Below are 22915 nucleotides of genomic sequence, written 5' to 3' on the forward strand. Positions count from 1 at the left end.
GCGTGTCGCGATTTTCAGCCGTAACCGATAATCCCCATGATAGTCGTTTTAATCAAAAAACAGGTATTCTGCTTACTAACTTAGGCAGCCCTGATGCACCGACAGCTAAAGCACTACGGATATATTTAAGAGAGTTTTTATCAGACCCTCGGATAGTAGAAATTCCACGTATCGTGTGGATGATAATACTACATGGTATTATTTTACGTATTAGACCAAAGCGTTCAGCTAAACTATACGAAAGTATTTGGACTGAAAATGGTTCACCTTTAACGCACATTACACGCTTGCAACGCGATAAACTTGACGCTTATATCAAAGCCCAAGGATATACTAATACTGAAGTAGTGATGGCAATGCGCTATGGTAATCCATCAATTGAAGCGGGCCTTGAACAACTAAGAGAGAAAGGCTTGACGCGTATTGTTATTTTGCCTTTGTACCCACAATACTCAAGCCCTACTACAGGGTCCACATTTGATGCTGTCTCAAATGTACTACGTAAGTGGCGCTGGGTGCCAGAGCTACACTTTATTAATGGCTATCACAAAAACAGTACGTATATTGAATCTTTAGCTAACAGTATAAGCGAAGACTTAAAAGCTCATGGTATGCCGCAAAAGCTCGTATTTTCATACCATGGCATGCCAAAACAATTTTTAGATAATGGCGACCCATACCATTGCTTATGCCTACAAACCACGCGTTTAGTGGTCGAAAAACTCGGGCTTGATAAAGATAATGTTATTTCTACTTTTCAAAGCCGCTTTGGTAAAGCTGAATGGCTTAAACCCTATACCGACGCCACACTTGAGGGTTTTCCTGAACAAGGTATCAAAGATATAGCAATTATCAGCCCAGCTTTTAGTGCAGATTGCCTAGAAACTCTTGAAGAAATTGAAGGCGAAAACCGTGAGATTTTTGAGCATGCTGGCGGCGAAAAATACCGTTATATTGCCGCATTAAATGACCGCGATGATCATATCGAAGCATTATTCGAAGTACTCAAACCTAATTTATAATTTTACACTGCCGCGCAGCGCTTTGGTGTTGCCGTGTTTGGTTTTTTTATCCATACGCCTGCGCTGCGAATTTCGTGTTGGTTTTGTTGCTCTTCTTGCTCGTTCTACCTTGGTAGCCGATACTATTAACTGTTTTAAACGTTTTAATGCATCTTCCCTGTTTAATTCTTGTGTGCGATGACTTTGCGCCTTGAGCACAATAACGCCATCTTTTGTAACGCGACTATCATTTAGAGCAAGTAAACGCTCTTTGTAAAATTCAGGTAACTTCGAGCGCTTAATATCAAAACGTAGATGAATGGCGCTAGCCACTTTATTGACATTCTGACCCCCCGCACCTTGAGAGCGAATAGCTGTCAACTCAAGCTCCCACTCATCGATTGTTACGGTATTTGAAATAATTAACATGACGTTCAGCTCGTTTTGGTAAAAATACAGTATATCATTATTAGAATTTTAAATAGCGCGATACTGATTTTTAGACTTTAATCCAAAATAGCCATATAAAAAAGAGACCACACTATGAAAAACATACTTATCTCACTTAGTTTATTAGCAATCAGCTTCTCAAGTTTTGCTAAAGATATTACTGAAAATGAATTACAAAGCTACATGAAAGCACTCCCTGCTGTAGTGGACTGGTCACAAAACCAAGACTCACTGCAAAGCATGGACTTTGGGAGTATGCTCGGTGGCTCCGAAGGCGGCACGAGCGCACTGGCATTAAGTGCATTAGGTATGATCAAAGACAACGATCTTTATAAAGACTTTGCAGCCCTTACTAACGAATACGGTTTTACACCTGAACAACTTGTATCTGTCGGTTCAGAGGTATCAATGGCCTACTTAGAAAATATCAAAGGCGATTTATCTCCTGAGAATAAAGCTAAAGTAAACCAGCTAATGGGTGGCTTACAGTCAATGAGTAGCACGAAAGATAAAGGTGCAAGCGCAATGATGGGTACAATGGGTCATTCTGCTAATGCAGCGCAAACACAAGCAGAAGCCCCTGTAGTAAGTGACAGCAATTTAAACTTAGTAAAGCAATACATGCCACAGCTACAAAAGCTGTTTTCTATGGTGCAATAAAAACTATAAAACACAATAAAAAAGCGGCATTAAGTCGCTTTTTTATTGCTTGTTATAGTGTGATCTTTATACTCATTGTATTGTTTTAATTACTTTAGTTATTTTATGTCTTTGACTAACTTGCCTCGCGTTCAAACCGAAGATGAACAAAAACAATTATGTGTCTTGCTCGCTGTATTATTAGCCGCATCATCATATGGTTACCAAAACTCAATTCAACAATTCTCGCAGCGCCTTTTTAGCCATGTTAAAAAAGGCTATTCTTTTTCAAACGCGCAAGTCGCTAAATACGCTAAGCAATTAGAACAGCAAGAACTTATATGGAAACTCCCCTACGGCCCGCATTATAAAATATCGATCAATGCGGTCGCATACATCTGTGTGAATATTCTCAAGCAGCAACCAACACTGATACGTCCTTTTCTTGTTGAAGCATGCCAAAATTACTATCAACAAGACAAAGCATTAAATTTTTTAGTGGTACTCCTGCATTATTTTGATGATAAAAATAACAACAGAAAAACCGCTTTAATTAATATTGAGCGAGACTTAGACCCTCACTTTGTGAACTTATTGGGCCAGTCTCGATTTAGTAAACAGTTGTGGGAAGTGCTTCCAGAGCAGTGGCAACAGGCTTGCTTAGTGCATTTTATTCGTGGTCAATTTTTTAATTTACATGAAAGTCAGAGCTGGCCGTCATTGCTTTCAAATCCCACGTTAGAGTGTGAGCGAAAGCAGCGTGTTTATCTGAATGAAAGCATGGCCGTTTTACTGCAAAAAAACGATTATGATGAATTACTCATTGATAAATCAGATCAACTTTTAGCCACCTTTATTGAGCCAAATATCAATGCAATTAATGGCAATCAATTAGATGTAACAATAGCTCAATATAAAAGTGCACTCACTGTTTTTAGAAAACAACACGGTAAAGGTGTCTATCCAGGGGAGATCACCGGCTTACTGTATATGACCTGCTTATTTGCCAGCGGTACTGCAACCGATCTTAAACAGTTACTCACAATTAAAAAGTGGTATCACAAGCACTTCGGCGAACTTAGCTATATCAGCCAAGCAAGTGATTACTTACTCGACAGTGACCCTATAGTGCACTTTAAAGATTATCGCATTAGCAGCACACTTGAGTATTTATTAGCTAACCCAAACGCGTTACCGGCACTTTTTAGTTTATTACTTGCGCTCGTTAAACACAGTAAAGACGAACAAATAAACGAGCTAAGAGGCAACACTGCGCTACTTACAAAACTTGTCAGTTACGCCCAGCAGCAATCACACTGGCTAGGCGAGCAATGCTTAACACTCGCTAATTGGTTACGTGACGACACGCCACTGCCTGATCAAGGCCTACTTCAACACTTTAAACGTGTGCCTCAGTGGCAACGCTGGTTGGATGAAGTGAGTCAAATTGAGCCACCAAAACAAAACCAGCGAGTTGTTTGGCAACTAGACTTAACACATTTAGATTTGCCGATTATTCAACCCAAAGTGCAACAACTTAATAATAAAGACGAATGGACTAAAGGGCGCAAAGTTAATGTTCACGATCTTGATAACGCGCAATACCTGCCTGCGCTATCAGAAGCTGATCGCAGTTTAATTCAAGTTATCTACAACCATGCAGGATTTGGCTATAAAGAAATACAAGCCACTGGCGCCGTTTTACAGGCATTAGTTGGATTTGTAGGTTTAGAAGATCACCACGGCGAGCCGCTTTCGCTTATCAAAGGTGAATTTATTATTGAGATTGCTCAAGATAAAAACGAATGCTATCGGTTAATTTTACAACCAGAGATCATCGACGAAAATGATGACTTTATACTCATCCATAGTCACTCTAATTGCTATCAAGTTTTTATTTTTGATGACAAACAACGTAAACTTGATGCGCTACTTTGTGAGCAACCAAATAATTTAACACAAGAAAAACTCCCTCAACTCAATGCAGCGCTTACTGCATTAGCCGCAGATCACCATATCAGTAGCCAACGTACAGAGTTTGCACAAGTGAATAATGTTCGCCAAGGGCTATGTGATTTCAGTGCAGTGATAAAACTAACGATGATGGGAATTGACGTTAATTTTTATGTCATGCCATTTGGTCTCGACGGCCCTTGGCTTGCCCCCGCACAAGGCGCAACAACCTTGGCACACAACGACGACACGCAAAACAACAGCATTGTAATTAAACGTGACCTGAAAGCAGAAAAACGCGCATTTAAAAAGCTACTTAAAGCATTGAGCGGTGTTTTTATCAATAAAGAATATCAACAGCACAGCGATCATCATCAATTCTTTGTGCCACCCGATATAAGCCAAGCAATCGAAATACTTGAAAATGCACAAAAAGACAACGCCCTCACATTAAGCTGGGACGAAAACACGCAAGGCGTGAAAGTGGCTAAAAGTCAGCATTTATCACTTAACTTAAATGATGATAATGATTGGTTGAGCCTCAGTGGTAATGTTTCATTACCAAGTGGCGATGTTTACGCATTGCAAACACTACTCAAAGCCCCGCGTAGAGGCAGTATTATTAAGTTTGATGAAGATAACTCACTTTTATTGGATCAACGTTTAACTAACTTATTAAACCGCCTTGAAGGCATGAAAATTGACGATAAAAATACCCCTGATGACCAACTTCGTATCGCTAATGCACGCGCTCTGCCACTGTATCAAAGCGTCGCTGATTTAGGTGATGTTACTTTTGGTGAGAGTTGGCAAACACGATTAGCTAAATTCAATCACACAATAGAACCAATCCTCCCCGTTCACCTTGTAAACATTCTGCGTGATTATCAAGTAGTGGGAGTAAACTGGCTAATGCAATTGGCTAATTGGGGCCTAAATGCGTGTTTAGCTGATGACATGGGACTAGGAAAGACTTTACAAACGCTTACCGTATTACAAATGCGTAGCAGCCTTGGCGCAAGCTTAGTTGTAGCACCTAAATCAGTGTGTCATAACTGGCGTGTTGAAGCAGATCGTTTTGCACCAGCACTCAATATAAAAACCATAGATAATGCCAGCACATGTGAGCAGGTACTCGCAAACGCCGCAGCAGGTGATATCGTGGTGGTAAGTTACGGGCTATTACCGCTAATTGGTGAACAACTGGCAACACATGAATTTGCAAATATAGTGTTTGATGAAGCACAAGCAATTAAAAATCCACTCAGCTTGCGAGCCAAAGCCGCGTTTGCATTAAATGGCCATTTTAAAATCGCGTTGTCTGGCACGCCTATCGAAAATCATTTAGGCGAACTGTGGAGCTTATTTAACTTTTTAATGCCCGGCTTTTTACACACACTACCAGTATTTAAAAAACGCTTTGGCAACGCAGATAAAAACCAACAACAAGCTGATACTCTCAAAACCTTGGTATCACCCTTTATTCTGCGCAGAACAAAACAAACGGTGCTCACTGAATTACCTGAAAAAACCGAGATCAACCTTACATTTGCGCTGAGTGAGAAAGAACAAGCCTTATACGAAGCAACCCGCTTAAATGCATTAGAGCAAGCAAACCAGGAAGACAGCCAATACATTACAATTTTGGCATCACTTACTAAACTACGCCGCGCGTGTATTGCACCGCAATTATTACTTGCTAACAGTAAGCTGCCTTCGAGTAAACTCGACACCGCAGAAGCGATTATTGAGGAACTACTACAGAACAATCACCAAGCGCTTATCTTTAGTCAATTTGTGGATGTTTTAAAACTGGTCGAGCAGCGATTGCAAAAAAGAGGCATAAACTATTGCTACCTCGATGGCAGTATGAGCAGCAATAAACGCAAACAACAAGTTGATAAATTTCAAGCCGGCGACGCACCACTGTTTTTAATTAGCCTTAAAGCCGGTGGCACAGGACTGAATTTAACAGCCGCAGATTATGTGTTGCATTTAGACCCTTGGTGGAACCCCGCGGTTGAACAACAAGCCTCAGATAGAGCACACCGCTTGGGGCAAACGCGCCCAGTGACGGTCTACAGATTAATTGCGCAAAACACCATTGAAGAGAAAATCTTGAAATTGCATGAACATAAACAAGCCCTTGCCGATAAAGTACTTTCTGGCACCGGTGATGCTGGGCAAATGTCTAAAGATCAACTACTGGCGTTATTAAGTAATACTGAGCTGTGATGTGATGGTTACTCTTGGTGCGCCAAAGTAACCAAAAATGCACTGCCGTCTTCTAATGCCTCAAGCATTGGCGGTGTCGGCAGGCAAATATCTTGCACAAAATGCAGCACATCGGGCTGTGGTTCACCAAATAAAATATCTAATGCGAGCCTATCTTTTCCGTATAGGCCGCGGTGAATCATATTCGCCGAAAAAATTAATAAGTCGCCAGCCCGCATTTCTATTACGTGCCCACTGTCTAAATCATCGCTTGGGTTATTATGCTCAGTAGCCAAACGTTTAGCTAACTCAGTCGGCGTATCCCAGCGCCTATGAGTCCCTGGCACAAGTTCAATACCAGGCTCATCCTCTAGTGCCACACGACAATGTATAACTTCAGGCCCGCCTAGTGCTGCTTGTTGCTCTTCTAAGTCTAAATGGTACTGCATATCCCGATGCCAATAATTTTCCTGCTCAGGGTTAACAGGATTAAAAAATAGCTGAGTATTCATAAATGCCGAAGTATTAAGCACGGAGTCAACTTGTGCCATCAGTTTATGCCTTGCTATAAACTTAAATAACACCAAACGCTGCGCATCATTTAAGTACGTATTGGCAGTTAAGTAAGCGCTATTAACAGCTTTGGTGTGATAAAAATTATGATTATCTTTAATCCATTGTTCATGAAAACAATGGATTACTTCCCTCACTTGTGCAAGTTCACCTTCTGTATAAAACTTTTTCACATGAAAAAAGCCATGTTGCTCAAATTGCGTATTTATCATCACTTAATCACCCTGACACTCTAATATAGTGGCTACTCGTTGTGCTAAATGCGGCAGAACGTCTTGTTCAAACCATGGGTTTTTACTCAACCAAATATTATTACGCGGGCTGGGATGTGGTAACGGTAAAGTAGATGGCCAATAGTCACGCCACGATTTTACCAACTCAGTAAGCGGTAAATACTTAGTCTCTGGTAAGTGATACGTTTGCGCATGCTTTCCCAGTACAATTGTAAGCTTAATATTTGGCAGCGCCCTTAAAAGTTGTTCACGCCAAGCTGGCGCGCACTCTTTACGTGGCGGTAAATCGCCCGACTTACCTTTACCTGGGTAACAAAACCCCATGGGTAAAATCGCAATTTTAGACGCGTCATAAAATACCGCTTCAGATAAGCCTAGCCATTGACGTAATCGCTGGCCGCTGGCATCATCAAACGGCACACCACTTTGGTGTACTTTAATTCCCGGCGCTTGCCCTGCAATTAATATTCGCGCTAGCGGATTAAACTGCACCACAGGACGCGCACCTAAAGGGAGCTCAGGTTCACAGATCACACATTTACTAACTTGATTCAGTAACAAATCAGCTTTCATTATTATTTTGACTAATTCGCCATAACACACCACTTGGATCGTAGAGAACAAAATCAATCATATTCCATACCTGTAAGCGTGGTTCGCTCATCTTAACGTCATATTTTTCTATCAAACCAGCGCTTTTAAGCTGTGCATGCCATGCATATACATCCTGTACCAATAGATGCATCATAAAATTATTAGCGTGCTCCGCATTATAAAAATTTTGTAATAAAAAACTGCAATCACCATGATAAAAGTAAGCCATTTCAGGGCTTTCCCATGCAATTTCAAACCCCATGTCTTTATAAAAATGGTTGCTAACTATAAAATCCTTTGCTGGGACGAATGCTTTAATCTCTTCGCAGGCTAAATTTGCCACTATAATCATTTCCTTTAGTTAGTAAAATAATGATCTATATCCAAGTCACCTCTAGGTGCAGAATTTAGCTGATTTTAAAGCAATTTATACTGCGTTATTAATTTTTATAAAGGAGTAAACAGTGTTTGCAATTAATCCTTGCCTAAATCGCTTTTAATTCCAACGACGCTGACATTTTGAGGTGACTTAGGTATATGCACTTTACTCTGACCACACCGCAAATTCATTACCGCTAGGCTCTGTAAAATGAAACCGACAGCCACCTGGAAAATCAAATAGCGGCTTAATCACTAATCCACCGTGTTGCTCTACCTTTGCCAGTGTTTGCTGGATATCAGCGCTATAAAATACCAGCAGAGCTGAACCATTTGCTGTTAATGCGTTAAGCGGTGCTTTATAAAAACCACCATCAAGGCCTGCTTTATCTGCGCTAAAAGCCGTATATTCAGGGCCATAATCAGTAAATTGCCAGTCAAATACCTGACTAAAAAATGCTTTTGTTGCCTGTAAATCATTTGCTGCAAATTCAACATAATTAAGTTGTTCATGTACTGCCATAACGTCTCCTTTTAATAATGCCTATAACAATCATTCATCTTGCTTAATTAAGCATACAAGCAGTTGAAAAATTTGCGAACTTTTCTATTAAAAACAGTCATCACCAGCTTGCATACCCAAACCACCTCAAGATGAAGTCTGCATCTTTAGGTGGTTTGGGTATGGATCACTATTTTACTAAGTATAACGGGTTAGCTTTTAAGATTATAATAAAACCCAGCTATAATCAGGTAACCCTCCTTTCGAACGACCGCCTATAAATCAATCATAAAATATTCGCATTTAAATATTTAAATACGAATCACTATCTTTTCAGAACCTAAAATATATAATAGCCTTTTATTCACTCCCTTTGCAGGGGTTTTAAGGGACTATCTATGCATACTCAACCTATAGAAAATAGCCAACCACTCATGGAACGGGCTAAGTTAAGTCAATTTTATCAAACGCATAAATACCGTTTTGCTGTTTTCTCTCGCTTTTTGGCTGCCATTTTAGGTGGCTACGTTTTTACGGCTGTATTTACTTCATTATTGAGTATCATTTTACCGCTAAAAAAATCTGATGCCGTGTTGCTGAGTATCTCGTTAACTATTTTGGTATACAGCTGTGTATTTATTTGGGTATTTGCTATTAAGTCTCTCAAAAGAATTTGGATCACTATTTTACTAACAACTACTGCGTGTGCATTGTGTATTGCAATACTTAAGGACTGGCTATGAAAGAGAGTTTTTTCCGTTCAATGACCTGGATGCATACTTGGGTCGGATTATTGGTATGTTGGCTGCTTTATTTAATCTTTTTTGCAGGCACGATTAGCTTCTTCCGTGATGAAGTAACGCTTTGGAACCAACCTGCATTACACCAAATAGCCACGCCGTCAAATCGCATACAAATACAACGAGAACAAATCGTTGCCGGCTACGATTATCTTAAAAACACGGCGCCTGACTCTAACCGTTGGGGGGTTTATTTACCTTCAGAACGAGAGCCGCAGCTTAATTATGCTTACGAAAAACCACGCCCAGAAGGTAAACGCTTTGGTGGCTGGCAAGACCATTATATAAACCCAGTAACAGGCCAAGAGCTTGATCAACCAAGAGAAACTCAAGGAGGAAATTTCTTTTACCGCCTACATTTTGACTTGCATTACCTCGATACACGTACCGCACGCTGGATTGTATGCTTAGCCAGTTTATTTATGCTGGTTGCATTAATATCTGGTGTCGTTATTCATAAGCGCATATTTAAAGATATGTTTAGTTTTCGTAGTAATAAAGGCAGCCGAAGCTGGCTTGACGGACATAATGTATCGTCGGTTTTAGCCTTGCCATTTCATATTATGATAACTTATACAGGTCTGATCACGCTGATATTTATGTTATTCCCCTACCCTGCGATGACAGCGTATGATAATGGTGTTAGTGGCTTATTTGATGATGTACAGCCAACCAGTGTTCGCACTAAAAGCAACCCTGAAAAAGCATCGTTAGCCCCTATTGAACATGTTTTAGATCAAGTTTATACCAACTGGCCAGATGCTGATTTAACACAAGTAACAATTCGTGACCCAAATAAAGCGTCTGCAACTATCACTGTAAGAGCAAACACTGGTTCACTGGTTCAAGATCAAAGCCCCACGATGCTTTTTAATGGTGTTGATGGCAGCTTAATAGCGAAAACTAATCAAGAGTTCAGTGCCAGTGAAACAGTCTTCGATTCAATGACTGCCCTACATACGGGTCGCTTAGCAAACCCATTACTGCGCTGGCTATACTTTTTATGTGGTATTGCTGGCTGCGTCATGATTGCCAGCGGCTGTATTATGTGGGCTAAACGTATTCGTGAACGAATGAAAAAACAACAAACAGCCTCATTTGGCTTAAAGTTGGTAGAAGGGCTAAACCTAGCCACCTTAATGGGCTTACCACTGGCGACATGCGCTTTTTTTATCGCTAATAGATTACTTCCTATTACAACAGCTGAGCGTGCAGACAAAGAGATTTTGGCCTTTTTTCTAGCCTGGTTAGCTGTGGCATTATTTGCATTGTTTAAACGTGGTAAGCGCCAATGGATTCAATTGGCATGGCTCAACTGCGCAGCCTGCTTTAGTGTGCCACTCATTAACGCTATAACAACCGAAGGTAACCTAATTAGCTATCTAATCAACGGCCAATGGGCATTGTTTAGCTTTGATTTGATCTGTTTAGTATGCGCAGCTTTATTTATTGTTCAGGTCAAAAAATTACGTACTGCAACAAGTAAAACAGCACCAGTAAAACGTTCAAGCCGTTCACCTAAAAAACAGCTTGAGGAGCAAAAAGCATGAACGAATTACTGCAATTTAGCCTCTGTTTACTGGCATTTAACTGTTTTGCATTAGCAAAATTTAACCATTACCGCGATGTGTTTAAAAATCGCCCAACACAAAAGCAAAGTCAGCGCTTTATCATCGCCGCTTGGATCAGTATTTTACTAAGTTTAGTGCTCAGTGTCGCTCAAAATAACGGCTATGGTACTTTGCTTTTTTGTGGGTATATGGCGCTAAGCCTTTTAATTTTAATGATTTTTTATAGTTTCAAGGCATCATGGGTAAAAATAATGAGTGCAGTAAATATCACGGTATTAATGCTTAGCGGGCTATTTTTAAGTGTTTTTTAGTCCAGGTTAGTAAAAATGTGATCTCAAATAAAATGTAATAAAAAAGGCAAGCTCATGAAGCTTGCCTTTTAAGGTTAATTCCACTCTAACTGCATATCCCATACATACCGCTTTTCTTCTTGCAGCGGAGCTTGTGACTCATCAACAACCTCAAGCACATTTTTAGCTTTGATCAACGTTGCATCTCGGCCAAATAAATAACTTTGCTCTTTTACAATGGTTAAATACGCTTTATTTAATTGCTGAGCACGCGCTTTAGATGGCGTAATTAATTCATACAAGTTCTTAGCACTGCGCACTTTTTGTTTATTAACCGTACCATCTTGATTAAACCAACGCATTAGCATTTCTTGATTTTGACGAAACTCATCTCCCCCGCCAACACGTTCAAAATACGTTAAAAACTCACCTTGTTGTTCGCCTTTATTTGGCACATCTTGCATTGCTCGTAAGTCAATGTAACCCCAGCCTTCCCGGCCTTCTACCTTACGTGGGAATGAAAAACTTTGGTCATATGTTGAGCCCACCGTTTTATGACACCCATTACAAAAAGCCAATTCTTGTTTATGTTGCGGCCTAAGATCACCCTCACTATCTTCAATGTAGCCATTGATAGTCCAACCAAACATGTTGTTGATCCCTTCATCACCGAGGTATCGTGTTTGCGGTAAGTTTTCAAAGTGTTTTTCTTTTGCCTCACTGTAATAAGATGATGCTAAAAGCTGCTTAGATTTAAACGCATGCTTTTTCATATAACGCACTTCTTTCATACGAGGTGCATTATAGATTTCTCCATTCTCATCTACGCCAATGTAGCGCACAGTGTGCAAAAACTCAGTATCTTGCGGGTATAACTGATAGCTTAACTGGGTGTTTTTCGCATCACCCACATAATTTGCTTGCTTAGTTATTTGGCTAATAACAGCACTGAGTTTGCCATCACCATCTAAATCTTGGCCGATTTTTTGTTCCGATATATCTGGCGTTGTAATTTTATCTAAATCTTTTACGGCCATTTCAACCAAGCTTAAGTTAGCAATGTAAACATCTTGATTGTACTGCCCTTCAAGCTGACGGAAATTATCACCTAAGCGGATCATCACATCCCCCGTAGAACCATTTGTTGGCCAAAACGTACTTGGAAAAGGCTTATAATTGAACGCGACCCAATGGCTGCCATCTTTTGCAAAACCCTGTGCATCAAATGCCTGTGCCGGGTAAGCTAGATTTTTCACTTCAGCAACTTCGCCTTGCCAATCTGGATTCGCTTTGAGCTTTTTAATAAAGTGGCTGTAATTATCTTGGTTTACCCAGCTGCTAATTTGATCATCTGAAATTTTTTCAATCAGCGCAGTGCGATCGATAAATAAATTTTTCCAATGATTTTTAAGCCCTAAATCAGAGAATTCATACACTCCCTGTAAGTGGCCATCGTTCATGGCATTAGGTCTATTTTTGTTTTTCTTATCGGTTTGATGACACGCATAACACGGGTTATTTGTGCCCTCTGTTTTTGTATAACATTGCGGCGGAATAACTGATTCAGGATTGTATTCTTCATCATGTTGCATATAGGCAAGTGCAGGAATATCATCCCCAACCTTGTAAGGGGGAGACTCTACTAACAGCTCAATATCTTCGCTTACTAGACTTTTTGTGGCCGAATCAAAGCAGCCACCTATTAGTGCAAAGTTAACTAACAGGAATAAGGGAATAAAATACTTCATTTTTATGACTCTGATTTTTTTTGCAAAAAAATGGGCAAGCGTATTGCTTGCCCTAAATATTACTTAGTTTTAGGATCATACATCCATAAAGTATTGTTCTCTTGGAAACCATCTTCACCGATAATGATACGGCCATCGCGCATAACAATAACGTTATCTGGCTGCGATAATTGCTCAACATCACAGCGCTCTGCACCGTTTAAGCTTGAACGGTAAGTACCGCCCATCACAACAGGTTCAATACGCGTTAAGCTGTAGCTTGTATCGATATGAGCACGGTAAACACCGCCACAATCTTTAACTCTACGTGATAACTGAATATCACCTTCGTCATCAATCATCGTGTTATCTAAATCTGCAATACCTATGTACATATACGCTTTAGTAACCACTTCATCTGCAATCATATCTTGGCCAGTAATTGCTTCAAGAACACGGTCGTGATTGATGCTAATACCTTCAAGCTTGCGCCATTCAGCTGTTGCGCCTTTCATTTTGGCCGCTTGACGTGACTCTAAAAATGCAGCGCGATCATCCATAGCTTTACCCGCTGTAACCGGGCTACCGCCTTCGGCTTCTGTAGGGTATGTTGCTTTACCATCTGCCCATGCTTGTACGTCAGCCAGTGTCATGTAACTGGTTTTACCTGCAACATAATCGCTGGTATCAATACCATCGTACTCACTGATCCACGTTTCGATGTTTGCATTTGTACCACTTGCAATTTCAACCCAATCAACATCAAAGCCAGTAACCGTTGGTTCGCTTAAGCCTGCATCTTGAGTTAGTTTGGCACCGTATAAAGTACCCGACGATAAATCTTCTGGTTGATCAGCAATAAACTTAAACAACACACCACCGGTATCATCCTGTGATGAATATACAGTGCGCTTGTCTGGCATAACGACTGAGTTTTCATGCTCATAACGACCAATCGTGTAATGTTTAACAACATCTGGTGTATCTGTCATTGGGTTTTGAATTTCAGCAATGTAGCCATAGCGGTAAGGATTAGGGAAATCGGGGGCTACTAGCGCTTCAAGGTTGTCTGTGCTGGTATTTGCCGGATCATTCCATGATGCATCTGTTGTTGAATCAACCGTTGAACGCACTATCCACTCTTCAGATGTTAACGGTGTGCCCCAAGGTGATACCGAGCCAAAGCAGTTAGCCGCCGTGCCTTTTACACCATCAAAATTAATCATCATCGCATCTGTCACTGACCATGCGCCTTCGGTATTTTTAGTCATTTTTAAACGACTTACACCACCTGGGTAGGACTCCCAGTTAGTAAATAAATAACCTTCGTTATCACCTGAAGCAATAAAGCCATTAAAGTCAGGGTTATCATTATCTAGAATATGTTCATTTGTGCTAATACTATAATGAACACCTAAACCACCCGCTAAACCTTTCTCGCCTAAATCAGCAAATGTATCGCCTGTTTGACCCAGTATTTGGTATTCGCCCAAAGCTGCAACAACCGTTTGGCGTTCAAACTCACTTTCAGGAACCGGCGAGTTCACAACATTACGAGGTAAGTTATTAAAATTAACACCGCGCAACACACCAACAGTACCGCGATTAATTACTTTACCATTAATTGAATCTTGCGCTGTATTGGTATCTGATGGATGCTGAACGTTGAAGAACAAATCACCACCATCACTTAAAAATATACCCGTTACCTCAGCACCGGCAGGCACAGTTGCCAAGCGTGTTAAGCCACTGCCACCATTTTGACCTGATGCACCATCAGCGCCATTTTGGCCGTTACTACCATCAACGCCATTTTGACCATTCGTTCCATCAACGCCATTTTGACCAACTGAACCCTGTGCTCCGGCTACGCCTTGCTTACCATCATCACCATTACAGGCTGTTAATGCTAAAGTGACGGCTCCAGCGATTAAAGAAAATGCTACACGCTTCATTATAAACTCCAGTAAAAATATTTTATTGTTAGGTTAACGCGCAGCATAGTCTGAGGTGTAACTATGACAATTGCCTTACAGATATATTATTATTTAGAGTCAATGATTTAGGAGGGTATTAAAGCGATAAGATCATATAAAATAAGAGGCGGTGTCACCCAGAAGCATTATAATATGCTTCTGAGCTTTAACATGAAGGAGATTAAATTTGATGATCTATCGTGGCTCTGATTGTCGCTAAGCTTACTTCTTTAATAAGTTTACCGTCCTCAAAAACCACTTCCAATAAGCCCGTTGCTTCCTCTGCTTGTGTTACATCATCAAAAAGCACTAATTCTCCGTCAACACGCTCAACCTTTAACAACCCTTTTGCTGATTTTTTCTTACTATCCGTTTTAGGATCTTTAAAAATCGCTACTCGCTCGCCATTTTTAACCACACTCGTTGCTTTGACAGCTGATCCGTGTGTATCACGTGTCACATATTGATAACTGTAAGAGCCAATCCCCAATACCACCTTTGAGGCAAACCCTTTATCAAGCAAACGTTGTAAAATTTCGCGTTGGCGAACTAAGGTAATTGCATCACCATAAATCGCGCCAATATGTTCATCAAGCAACTTAAAGCCTTTATCTGTCATTGTGCCGCCAAAAATATCCCACAAGCATTCAATTAACCCTTTGATTTCGCAAGCCATCAGCGTGATTGTGCGCTCGCCTTCAAAACCAAAGTACTGACCATTAAAGCAATACGCTTCGTAGCCTTGTTGAATTACCTGCTGCTCTGCTTCTTGCTGAGTTTCAAAAAGTGCGGCATGATCAGCAACAGGAGACACCTTATAACCCGTTAAAATTTTAACAGGATCCCCAGAGTCCGGACGAATAACTAACGTGCCATCTCGCGCCATTATCTCATTTTTTAACTGGGGTAAATAATCCGTTACTAAAGTCCAAAAATCCCATGTATCAGATACAACACTTAACACACCCGTTGGCGATTGTTCTTTCATTAAATACTTAAAAAACTCAATCTCACCTTCCATAATCCAAGAACATGTTACTGAGTGCTCAGTTGCATCCACAGAGCAACCAACCAATTCCTTATCTACATTAGCGCCATAATATTTTTCAGCAAAAAGGACTGCCGTAATTGTATCTGTACCAACCAAGCCAGATGCCAAATGACCAAAACCACTCATTGCAGCCGCATGTTTACCAAACATCCCTCTAAAACTAAAATCATGACCTTGAAAAGGCACAAACTCTAAAGGCAACCCTGTTTTAAGTGCAAATTCTTTAAAGACCTTCAAATATGCAACGGATGTTGTGGCGCTCGTTTGGATAGGCCAATTTTCGCAGCTTAATACTGTTTCAATCATATTGGTTAACCACTGAAAGCCTTCTTTTGTATTCACAATGGTGATCGAAGGGACTAAATAAGGCACGAGTGTTCCCTCTGGCAATGCCTTTATTCTTAGCGGTAAGTAGCCTAAATCATGTAAATCTTCGAGGTATTTAACATCGACCACGTACCCAAGCATCGCGCTTAAAATACGCTTATGCTCGCCAACAGCCGAGGCTTTATCTGCACTAAAAAATGCGCCCCATTCTTGTTCTAAATAACTTTTTATAAAATATTGTAGACCTACAAACGCTACTTTATTGTTATTTTCGACATTGCTTAACTTGCCACTTCGTGATGTAAAATTAGCGTACACCTGAGATACATCAGGGTGATAAGCGCGGCTATGAAACTCTTTATAAACGTCTTTTTGCATACTTGCTGCGGTAATAGTCATTATCGTTTCCTTACATTTCAATTATTTGTAATTTTATAGTGGTACTTGGCTTAAACTCGTTAACAGGCCTAAATGAATCCGTAGTGTAAATAGCATCTATCAGCCCTTCAAACACCGCCAACCCCTTAGAAAAAATACCATGCGTTATAAATAATGATATTTCTGCGGCCCCTTGGCTTTTTAATACTTTTGCAAGTTCAATAAACGTACGGCCCCCATCGCAAATATCATCCGCTATCAGCACACTTTTACCTTTCACATCACCCAAGATTTGCGTTTCGATGATGTTGCCTGTTTTTAAATCTCTGACCTTTTGCGCTTGAATAACGTCAAGCTCACTGTTAAATGTTTCAGCTATTTTTAAGGTTTTTTTACTCGCGCCAGCATCGGGTGAAATCAACGTTAACTCACCTTTCGCTAAACGCGTACTCAACTCCTCACAACGGGCAAGTAATGCCATTTGCGGTACATTGACAACATTGTTAATTAGCGCGGGTGAAACATCACTGTGCGCATCCCATATGGTCACTTTTGATAAACCCATATTATTAATAAACTGAGCCATTACCGCAGCGCCAAGTGCTTCCCCCTCAACGCATACACGATCTTGTCGTGCGTATGGAAAATATGGAATCGTTAATTCAATAGGTATAGCACCGTACGTTAATCGCTTTAATGCATCAACAGCGAGCATTAATCGTATTAATTTTGATGAATCAGTCAGGCGTTCAAATACTTCGATTTTTGTAGTCTCTGCAAAATCACTGGCATTAAATCGAATATGTTCTTCACCACCAGAAAATGTAAAGCAATCAAAATTGAGTAACGTTTTATGGCCCGTACTGGTATGACTAAATATTTCCATTTCATTCTTCCTTATTTACAATTAATGTCCCTAGGACACAATTAAATTTAGCAAAGACTAATCAATAACTCAAGCGCTTTGTGTCAAAAGGACACTATTTTATATACCTGAGCCACACGAACCATTCTTAGCCGTTTATAATAACGTTACCCAACGAATATAAGTAACCTTGATTTGCTTAAATATTGATATAAATGTAAAACTGCTTTAACGTGTCGTTAAGACATTAAGTTTATCTGACACTAATTAAATGACCGACTCTTACAATATTAATGAATACAAACACCCACTTTTTACCGTAGACAGTGTGCTTTTTACGATCACCGATAGTGCTTTAAAAGTACTTTTAGTCAAACGCGCAAATTCACCTTTTGAAGGAAGTTGGGGACTGCCTGGCGGGTTCGTGGATATTGACTCAGATAGCACCACAGACATCACCGCGCTGCGCAAATTAAAAGAGAAAACCAATGTAGAGCCACCTTACTTAGAACAATTGCAAACCTTCTCTGGCGCGCACCGTGATCCAAGAGGTTTCAGTGTTACATTGGTATATTTTGCACTTATTGCTGCACAAAATGTCAGTACCCACATAAAATCTATTGATGATGTACAGTGGGTAGACATCAACACTATTCAAGATTTATCTATTGCCTTTGATCATAAACACCTTATTGAACATGCCAAACAGCGGCTGCAACAAAAAACGCTGTATTCAATGGTGCCAATATATTGTTTGCCAGAATATTTTACCGTAGGGCAGCTAAAGTCTGTTATCGAAATAATCCTAGGAAAAACAATTCAGCGTAAAAGTTTAATAAGACGACTTGAATCAACAAATATTGTAGAAAAGAGTGATGAAAAAGTAAGTTCTGGTGGTCGTTTAGCACATTTGTACACGCTAAAGTCAGGGGTTGATATTGTTAATTTTGAACGAAACCTGAGCGCATAGCTTAATATGTCAGGCCATCTAGCGATGGCCTGACATATTAACCTATAAAGCCCCTTTACAGCAGCTACAAAGGTGTTTGTGTTACCCAAATTAACGAATCAGTATCAAAACCACGTGTTTTTGCAGCATTAATAAAATCTACTTTGCGTTCATTCGTAATTGTTGGTGTACGCGACAGTAACCATAAATATTCATTATTGTAACCAGACACATAAGCGTAATTATAATTTTTTTGATCAAGCCCAAACACCACATAAGAGCTATAAAAAGGGCCAAAAAACGACACTTTTAAATGCCCTGTATTTTTGTCGTCTACAAATTTAGCTTTGCCCTCAGCATCACTCCATGCTTGTTCTCCTTGATCAAACCCACGGTTTAAAACTTTTATGCTCCCGTCATTGTTCAAAGAGTAATCAGCGGTGACATTTTGCAAGCCACGCTCGAACGAATGATCTAATCGGGCAATTTCGTACCACTTTCCTTGATATCGCTCAACTGAAAATGGGCTTACGGGGTTAACTTTATCTGGCATACCTGTGCAACCAATCAACGCACTGGTAAAAATGAGTATAAGCACAACAAAAATTGCATTTTTCATATCAAATCCTTCTATAATTTTTTCTTAATACGCAACAAACATCAAAAAAGTTCACTAAACACTGGTTGTTATAAAAAGCTTAGGTTAGGATCATTTTTTTACTAACTATTCGAGCTAATAATGAAGATATGGGTTGATGCAGATGCTTGCCCTGTGGTGATCAAAGAGATTTTATTTCGCGCCGCTGAACGTACACACACACAGACAATTCTAGTCGCCAATCATGCAATGCGCATTCCGCCTTCTAAATATATTAGCCGTGTGCAAGTATCGTCTGGTTTTGACGTAGCCGATGACGAAATTGTAAAACGTATTGAAGCAAACGATTTAGTGATCACCGGTGATATTCCGCTGGCCTCAGAAGTAATTGATAACGGCGGCCAAGCTCTTAACCCTCGCGGTGAGTTGTATACCACTGAAAATATTCGCTCGTTGTTAAATGTACGTGACTTTATGGATACCATGCGCTCAAGTGGTGTTGAAATGAATGGCGGCCCGCCTCCATTGAGCCAAAGTGATAGACAAAACTTTGCCAATAACCTTGACCGCATACTCGCACAAAATAAATAATGCATCAGCAACCTATTGGTTTTGGCGATCAACCCTTTAACGTCGCAGTGTATATTGCCAATATTCCTAACATGCCGCAGTACAGTGAAATTAGCTCGTTACAAGCGATGATAGATGGGCAAATAGATACAATAAATCAAGCCTGTGGCAACGGTTGGCGCAAGGTATTTAATGTTTACGCTAAAGTACTGTTTGCATTGCCTAGTGAATATTATCACTTTGCTAAATTAGCCCCCACTTGGCAACACTACCGTGATACGCAGCTGCTGCAAAAAAATAGCCATACAGCGCTACTATTTAGCCCACCTATATTAACGAGCAATAATACTTTGCATATTATTGCCGGGCGCACGTATGCTAAAACACTGATCAATCAAGGGCAATTAACTGCGCAACTCGATTGGCTTGATGACGAATTTGCCATAGACAAAACAAACAAGGTTATTGTTTGCCCCTACTTTGATTACCGCCAATTAAGCAATATAAAAATAGCCCGACTAAGTGAATTAGTAGCGAGTATTCAATTTATTAACTAACCTTAAGGCTTTTATAGTCAAGTCACCTCAAGCCGCCTATTTCAGTTGAAATTAAAAACAAAGCATTGATTGCAAATAATAGCGGCTCTATTGTTAAATTAGTTTTGAGGCAGCTTGGGTATAGCACTTGCCACGGAGGCTTTAACGGTTATGAAAATACTTGTAGTAGATGATATGCCACTAATGCGCCATGTTTTAATCAACATGCTGCGAAAACTGGAGTTTAAAGATTTAATTGAAGCAACGGATGGCGTACAGGCTTTACAATTATTGCATCAACACTCTTTTGATTTAGTGATAACCGATTTACACATGCCTAAAATGGATGGTAAAAGCTTACTAAATCGCATTCGTGATGATCAGCAGCTACAAAACACCCCTGTGCTAATGGTCACCTGCGAAGACAATGCCACCGAAATAAAAGAAATTATCGCCGCTAAAGTATCTGGCTTTATTATTAAGCCCTTTAGTTTAAATATTTTAGCCAAACAATTAAAAAAAATTGCTGAGCTTGTTTAGCTCTTTAATTTTTATAGCTTATATTACTGGCAGCCCTAAAAATGATGCGCCCTAAAAGGGGTTTTTAACCATTGCATATAATCATTATTAAGATCAGGAAAATGCGCAGCCAATGCACTTTGCAACTGCAACGGCGTTAATTGCACACAGGGTGATTTTTGCTGTTCTAGCATAATACTCTTTAAAAAATCTTTACCTTGTTTAGAATCCATTAAAAAGTAAACGCCAGCCCAGCTACTGGCATAAAGTTTTGTACTCTCACCTCGCTGCCAATTATCCTGTTGGTTTAATAACTCATTTAACGTCAATATGCTTGTCGATAATGTGTGGTTTTTTAGCCATGTCGTGCTTGGCTCTACGCTGACAGTTTGCATGGTATTGTTTGTATGCTCAAAATACTCAGCCAACCCTTCGTCTAACCAGCGGGGCGTACTTCCTAATACAGCTTTATTAATTGCATGCACCGCTTCATGCACTGCCGTGCGCATTGCACTTTGCTCGTTGTTATAATTTATAAAAGCCGTGTTACTGGAATTAAAATAAATACCCTGCGTATTGGTTGGATCTCCACCACGTCGCCTTACCGCATTTTCATAGTCAGTTTGTGTGGCTAAAACCCTAAGATCTAATTTTACTTTCCTCAGCGAATCAACACCGATAATTTGGCCATATACTTTAAACACAGCATTGAGCTTAACCCGTAATGCTTGCTTAAATGACGCTGGTAAATTAGGTGTACTTAAAGTCAGCTCAAAGTAATCGAGGGTATCTACAAAACCTGTATTGTAAGGCGTTGCATTAAGACTTGGTTTTTTATCACTAAAATGTGCAATACCCTCACTATCTGTCCAGCTATAAATATCGCCTTGTTGGGTATATTTAACCTCACCGAGTGATACATCAACACAGCGGGTTGTATCAATTTGCGGCCTATGATGTTGTTTAAGTATTTGAAGAGAGATGGGCTTAACAACAACTTCGTTCGTCTGAGCGTTTTTAACTGTATCGCCATGATAAATGTACGTCACTAAATCAACGTATAATTCATTTGCACTGCCTACCAACCCTTTATAACTCAATTGCCGACCTGATAAATACTGAGCCAGTAAAGCCGATGCAATTAACATGGCAATAAACAGCAAAACATTCCGTAGCTTGGTTTTAAACACACTCAATCCTTGAGCTAATTACTCTGCGTAACTAACTGATATTTTAAATTAAAAGTAAATATAGGAGATTGACACTCAAATAACAACAGACGCTTTCAAACTTATCACACTCCCATTTGATTACTATTCGCTTTTGTTTAATCACTGCGGTAGTATCTTAAGCGGGTAAATAATCAACAAGGAAGGCAGTATGTTTACAACTAAATTTATACGCAATATATACTCAACTTCCCTGTTGCTACTGCTGTTTATAAGCTACAACGCTAACGCTGATCCCGCCGTATTAAATCCTAATTTGAATTCAGATCTAACCACATTAGAGCTAAGCGCTGGTGAGTGGCCGCCCTTTATGAGCGAATCACTTCCTCATCAAGGTGTTGTTGCTCATTTGATCAGTGATATTTTTGCCCAGGCAGGCATTAAAGTTAGTTTTACATTTTTACCTTGGTCACGGGCATATCACGATACTGTAAATGGTAAGTATGCGGCAACCGCAGTATGGATGTTAAGTGAAGCAAGAACGAAAATTTATTTATATAGCGAGCCTGTACTCAGTGAAAAATTTGTGTTTTTTTACCAAAAACAACACCATTTTGACTGGAAAAATATAGCTGATTTAAAAGGCCTTTTACTTGGTGGCGGGCTTGGCTATAGCTACGGCACTGAGTTTGATAACGCACTAGAAAAAGAGCTTTTTGAAATGTCACGCGTTGGCAGTACAGAGCAAAACTTTCGCCGTTTAGCCATGGGCCGAATCGATGCCTTTGCTGAGGAACAAAGTGTTGGCTACTATGCACTCAACAACCAACTACCTGAGCTTGCTAATGTTATTAGTCATCACCCTAAACCATTATTAATAAATAAAAGCTTTTTATTATTCCCAAAGAACTCCGTTTATAGCAAAGAGCTATTAGCCATATTTAATCATCATTTATTGCAGTTTAAACAAACGGGTCGTTACCAAGCCTATTTTGAAGGCTTAGGCAAAGGCGACTATCAAAATAAGTAACCCCCTTAGCACTACGTAAAAC

At 39.9% G+C, this 22915-nt stretch carries 22 protein-coding genes; 11 read left to right on the plus strand and 11 right to left on the minus strand.

The annotated features are described in order from the left end of the window. Positions 1-2: 2 nt before the first annotated feature. Positions 3-1022: a ferrochelatase gene (gene hemH / locus ACJJVX_RS03030; protein WP_405630062.1), complete on the plus strand. Its 1020-nt coding sequence runs from the start codon at positions 3-5 to the stop codon at positions 1020-1022. Here hemH and arfB read toward each other — a convergent pair. Continuing rightward, positions 1017-1430, minus strand: coding sequence for an alternative ribosome rescue aminoacyl-tRNA hydrolase ArfB (arfB, locus tag ACJJVX_RS03035; RefSeq protein WP_054204042.1), 414 nt, complete (start codon positions 1428-1430; stop codon positions 1017-1019). The two genes, hemH and arfB, sit on opposite strands and share 6 nt — an antisense overlap. Before the next feature lie 114 nt (positions 1431-1544). On the opposite strand from arfB, the gene ACJJVX_RS03040 reads away from it, so the two are divergent. Together ACJJVX_RS03040 and ACJJVX_RS03045 are read left to right on the plus strand one after the other, a co-directional pair. Then, positions 1545-2111, plus strand: a complete 567-nt coding sequence (locus tag ACJJVX_RS03040; protein ID WP_054204041.1) for a hypothetical protein — start codon at positions 1545-1547, stop codon at positions 2109-2111. Positions 2112-2216: 105 nt separating this feature from the next. Beyond that, positions 2217-6278 carry a DEAD/DEAH box helicase gene (locus tag ACJJVX_RS03045; protein WP_405630064.1) on the plus strand — a complete coding sequence of 1354 codons (4062 nt, stop codon included), beginning with the start codon at positions 2217-2219 and terminating at the stop codon, positions 6276-6278. Positions 6279-6286: 8 nt separating this feature from the next. Here ACJJVX_RS03045 and ACJJVX_RS03050 read toward each other — a convergent pair whose 3' ends face one another. The 4 genes from ACJJVX_RS03050 to ACJJVX_RS03065 form a co-directional block, all read right to left on the minus strand. Further along, positions 6287-7042 carry a phytanoyl-CoA dioxygenase family protein gene (locus tag ACJJVX_RS03050; RefSeq protein WP_082355577.1) on the minus strand — a complete coding sequence of 252 codons (756 nt, stop codon included), beginning with the start codon at positions 7040-7042 and terminating at the stop codon, positions 6287-6289. 3 nt (positions 7043-7045) lie between these two features. After that, the gene (locus tag ACJJVX_RS03055; protein ID WP_054204038.1) at positions 7046-7636 is read right to left on the minus strand and encodes a uracil-DNA glycosylase family protein; all 591 of its coding nucleotides are present in this window, start codon (positions 7634-7636) and stop codon (positions 7046-7048) included. After that, on the minus strand, positions 7626-8000 hold the full coding sequence (locus tag ACJJVX_RS03060) for a VOC family protein (RefSeq protein ID WP_054204037.1): 375 nt from the start codon (positions 7998-8000) through the stop codon (positions 7626-7628). Before ACJJVX_RS03060 ends, ACJJVX_RS03055 begins: the two co-directional genes overlap by 11 nt. A gap of 201 nt (positions 8001-8201) precedes the next feature. Next, the gene (locus tag ACJJVX_RS03065; RefSeq protein WP_054204036.1) at positions 8202-8558 is read right to left on the minus strand and encodes a VOC family protein; all 357 of its coding nucleotides are present in this window, start codon (positions 8556-8558) and stop codon (positions 8202-8204) included. 377 nt (positions 8559-8935) lie between these two features. Between ACJJVX_RS03065 and ACJJVX_RS03070 the strand changes: the two genes are divergently transcribed. The 3 genes from ACJJVX_RS03070 to ACJJVX_RS03080 are packed head-to-tail and all read left to right on the plus strand — an operon-like array spanning position 8936 to position 11219. After that, complete coding sequence (locus ACJJVX_RS03070) at positions 8936-9280, plus strand: hypothetical protein (protein WP_054204035.1); 345 nt, start codon at positions 8936-8938, stop codon at positions 9278-9280. Next, on the plus strand, positions 9277-10887 hold the full coding sequence (locus ACJJVX_RS03075) for a PepSY-associated TM helix domain-containing protein (RefSeq protein ID WP_405630067.1): 1611 nt from the start codon (positions 9277-9279) through the stop codon (positions 10885-10887). The genes ACJJVX_RS03070 and ACJJVX_RS03075 overlap by 4 nt, the downstream gene beginning before the upstream one ends. After that, entirely contained in the window at positions 10884-11219 is a 336-nt protein-coding gene (locus ACJJVX_RS03080; RefSeq protein WP_405630069.1) for a DUF3325 domain-containing protein, read from the plus strand. Before ACJJVX_RS03075 ends, ACJJVX_RS03080 begins: the two co-directional genes overlap by 4 nt. 74 nt (positions 11220-11293) lie before the next feature. On the opposite strand, the gene ACJJVX_RS03085 is transcribed toward ACJJVX_RS03080, so the two are convergent. From ACJJVX_RS03085 to prs, 4 genes are all read right to left on the minus strand, one after another. Beyond that, on the minus strand, positions 11294-12946 hold the full coding sequence (locus ACJJVX_RS03085; protein ID WP_169327517.1) for a hypothetical protein: 1653 nt from the start codon (positions 12944-12946) through the stop codon (positions 11294-11296). A 59-nt stretch (positions 12947-13005) separates the two neighbouring features. After that, positions 13006-14880: an alkaline phosphatase PhoX gene (locus ACJJVX_RS03090; RefSeq protein ID WP_054204031.1), complete on the minus strand. Its 1875-nt coding sequence runs from the start codon at positions 14878-14880 to the stop codon at positions 13006-13008. Positions 14881-15082: 202 nt separating this feature from the next. Next, a complete protein-coding gene (locus ACJJVX_RS03095) occupies positions 15083-16678 on the minus strand; it encodes a nicotinate phosphoribosyltransferase (RefSeq protein ID WP_405630072.1) in 1596 nt (531 codons plus the stop codon). 10 nt (positions 16679-16688) lie between these two features. Beyond that, positions 16689-17543 carry a ribose-phosphate diphosphokinase gene (gene prs, locus ACJJVX_RS03100; RefSeq protein WP_170172946.1) on the minus strand — a complete coding sequence of 285 codons (855 nt, stop codon included), beginning with the start codon at positions 17541-17543 and terminating at the stop codon, positions 16689-16691. Positions 17544-17793: 250 nt separating this feature from the next. Between prs and ACJJVX_RS03105 the strand changes: the two genes are divergently transcribed. Beyond that, on the plus strand, positions 17794-18492 hold the full coding sequence (locus ACJJVX_RS03105) for an NUDIX domain-containing protein (protein ID WP_054452396.1): 699 nt from the start codon (positions 17794-17796) through the stop codon (positions 18490-18492). A gap of 64 nt (positions 18493-18556) precedes the next feature. Here ACJJVX_RS03105 and ACJJVX_RS03110 read toward each other — a convergent pair whose 3' ends face one another. Continuing rightward, the gene (locus ACJJVX_RS03110) at positions 18557-19090 is read right to left on the minus strand and encodes a lipocalin family protein (RefSeq protein WP_054204027.1); all 534 of its coding nucleotides are present in this window, start codon (positions 19088-19090) and stop codon (positions 18557-18559) included. A gap of 120 nt (positions 19091-19210) precedes the next feature. Here ACJJVX_RS03110 and ACJJVX_RS03115 point away from each other — a divergent pair, with 120 nt between their 5' ends. The 3 genes from ACJJVX_RS03115 (at position 19211) to ACJJVX_RS03125 (ending at position 20715) form a co-directional block, all read left to right on the plus strand. Further along, a complete protein-coding gene (locus tag ACJJVX_RS03115; protein ID WP_054204026.1) occupies positions 19211-19660 on the plus strand; it encodes a YaiI/YqxD family protein in 450 nt (149 codons plus the stop codon). Next, positions 19660-20196 (plus strand): DUF6942 family protein, encoded by a 537-nt coding sequence (locus ACJJVX_RS03120; protein ID WP_054452399.1) that lies wholly within the window; start codon positions 19660-19662, stop codon positions 20194-20196. Before ACJJVX_RS03115 ends, ACJJVX_RS03120 begins: the two co-directional genes overlap by 1 nt. A 150-nt stretch (positions 20197-20346) precedes the next feature. Then, positions 20347-20715: a response regulator gene (locus ACJJVX_RS03125; RefSeq protein WP_405630076.1), complete on the plus strand. Its 369-nt coding sequence runs from the start codon at positions 20347-20349 to the stop codon at positions 20713-20715. A gap of 35 nt (positions 20716-20750) precedes the next feature. Here ACJJVX_RS03125 and ACJJVX_RS03130 read toward each other — a convergent pair whose 3' ends face one another. After that, entirely contained in the window at positions 20751-21884 is a 1134-nt protein-coding gene (locus tag ACJJVX_RS03130; RefSeq protein ID WP_405630078.1) for a DUF1570 domain-containing protein, read from the minus strand. A gap of 190 nt (positions 21885-22074) precedes the next feature. Between ACJJVX_RS03130 and ACJJVX_RS03135 the strand changes: the two genes are divergently transcribed. Further along, positions 22075-22893 (plus strand): ABC transporter substrate-binding protein, encoded by an 819-nt coding sequence (locus ACJJVX_RS03135; RefSeq protein WP_064435538.1) that lies wholly within the window; start codon positions 22075-22077, stop codon positions 22891-22893. Positions 22894-22915 lie beyond the last annotated feature (22 nt).

This window comes from Pseudoalteromonas sp. Ld20, assembly GCF_045064175.1.
GTDB classification, from domain to species: Bacteria; Pseudomonadota; Gammaproteobacteria; order Enterobacterales; family Alteromonadaceae; genus Pseudoalteromonas; species Pseudoalteromonas neustonica.

What these genes read in the sequence shown, in the direction of transcription:
- ACJJVX_RS03085 (WP_169327517.1), bottom strand. Translation starts at nt 12,946, where the DNA reads ATGAAGTATTTTATTCCCTTATTCCTGTTAGTTAACTTTGCACTAATA.
- arfB (WP_054204042.1), bottom strand. Translation starts at nt 1,430, where the DNA reads ATGTTAATTATTTCAAATACCGTAACAATCGATGAGTGGGAGCTTGAG.
- ACJJVX_RS03125 (WP_405630076.1), top strand. Translation starts at nt 20,347, where the DNA reads ATGAAAATACTTGTAGTAGATGATATGCCACTAATGCGCCATGTTTTA.
- ACJJVX_RS03045 (WP_405630064.1), top strand. Translation starts at nt 2,217, where the DNA reads ATGTCTTTGACTAACTTGCCTCGCGTTCAAACCGAAGATGAACAAAAA.
- ACJJVX_RS03095 (WP_405630072.1), bottom strand. Translation starts at nt 16,678, where the DNA reads ATGACTATTACCGCAGCAAGTATGCAAAAAGACGTTTATAAAGAGTTT.
- ACJJVX_RS03075 (WP_405630067.1), top strand. Translation starts at nt 9,277, where the DNA reads ATGAAAGAGAGTTTTTTCCGTTCAATGACCTGGATGCATACTTGGGTC.
- ACJJVX_RS03110 (WP_054204027.1), bottom strand. Translation starts at nt 19,090, where the DNA reads ATGAAAAATGCAATTTTTGTTGTGCTTATACTCATTTTTACCAGTGCG.
- ACJJVX_RS03090 (WP_054204031.1), bottom strand. Translation starts at nt 14,880, where the DNA reads ATGAAGCGTGTAGCATTTTCTTTAATCGCTGGAGCCGTCACTTTAGCA.
- prs (WP_170172946.1), bottom strand. Translation starts at nt 17,543, where the DNA reads ATGGAAATATTTAGTCATACCAGTACGGGCCATAAAACGTTACTCAAT.
- ACJJVX_RS03135 (WP_064435538.1), top strand. Translation starts at nt 22,075, where the DNA reads ATGTTTACAACTAAATTTATACGCAATATATACTCAACTTCCCTGTTG.
- ACJJVX_RS03120 (WP_054452399.1), top strand. Translation starts at nt 19,660, where the DNA reads ATGCATCAGCAACCTATTGGTTTTGGCGATCAACCCTTTAACGTCGCA.
- ACJJVX_RS03040 (WP_054204041.1), top strand. Translation starts at nt 1,545, where the DNA reads ATGAAAAACATACTTATCTCACTTAGTTTATTAGCAATCAGCTTCTCA.
- ACJJVX_RS03050 (WP_082355577.1), bottom strand. Translation starts at nt 7,042, where the DNA reads ATGATAAATACGCAATTTGAGCAACATGGCTTTTTTCATGTGAAAAAG.
- ACJJVX_RS03080 (WP_405630069.1), top strand. Translation starts at nt 10,884, where the DNA reads ATGAACGAATTACTGCAATTTAGCCTCTGTTTACTGGCATTTAACTGT.
- ACJJVX_RS03055 (WP_054204038.1), bottom strand. Translation starts at nt 7,636, where the DNA reads ATGAAAGCTGATTTGTTACTGAATCAAGTTAGTAAATGTGTGATCTGT.
- ACJJVX_RS03070 (WP_054204035.1), top strand. Translation starts at nt 8,936, where the DNA reads ATGCATACTCAACCTATAGAAAATAGCCAACCACTCATGGAACGGGCT.
- ACJJVX_RS03115 (WP_054204026.1), top strand. Translation starts at nt 19,211, where the DNA reads ATGAAGATATGGGTTGATGCAGATGCTTGCCCTGTGGTGATCAAAGAG.
- ACJJVX_RS03065 (WP_054204036.1), bottom strand. Translation starts at nt 8,558, where the DNA reads ATGGCAGTACATGAACAACTTAATTATGTTGAATTTGCAGCAAATGAT.
- ACJJVX_RS03105 (WP_054452396.1), top strand. Translation starts at nt 17,794, where the DNA reads ATGACCGACTCTTACAATATTAATGAATACAAACACCCACTTTTTACC.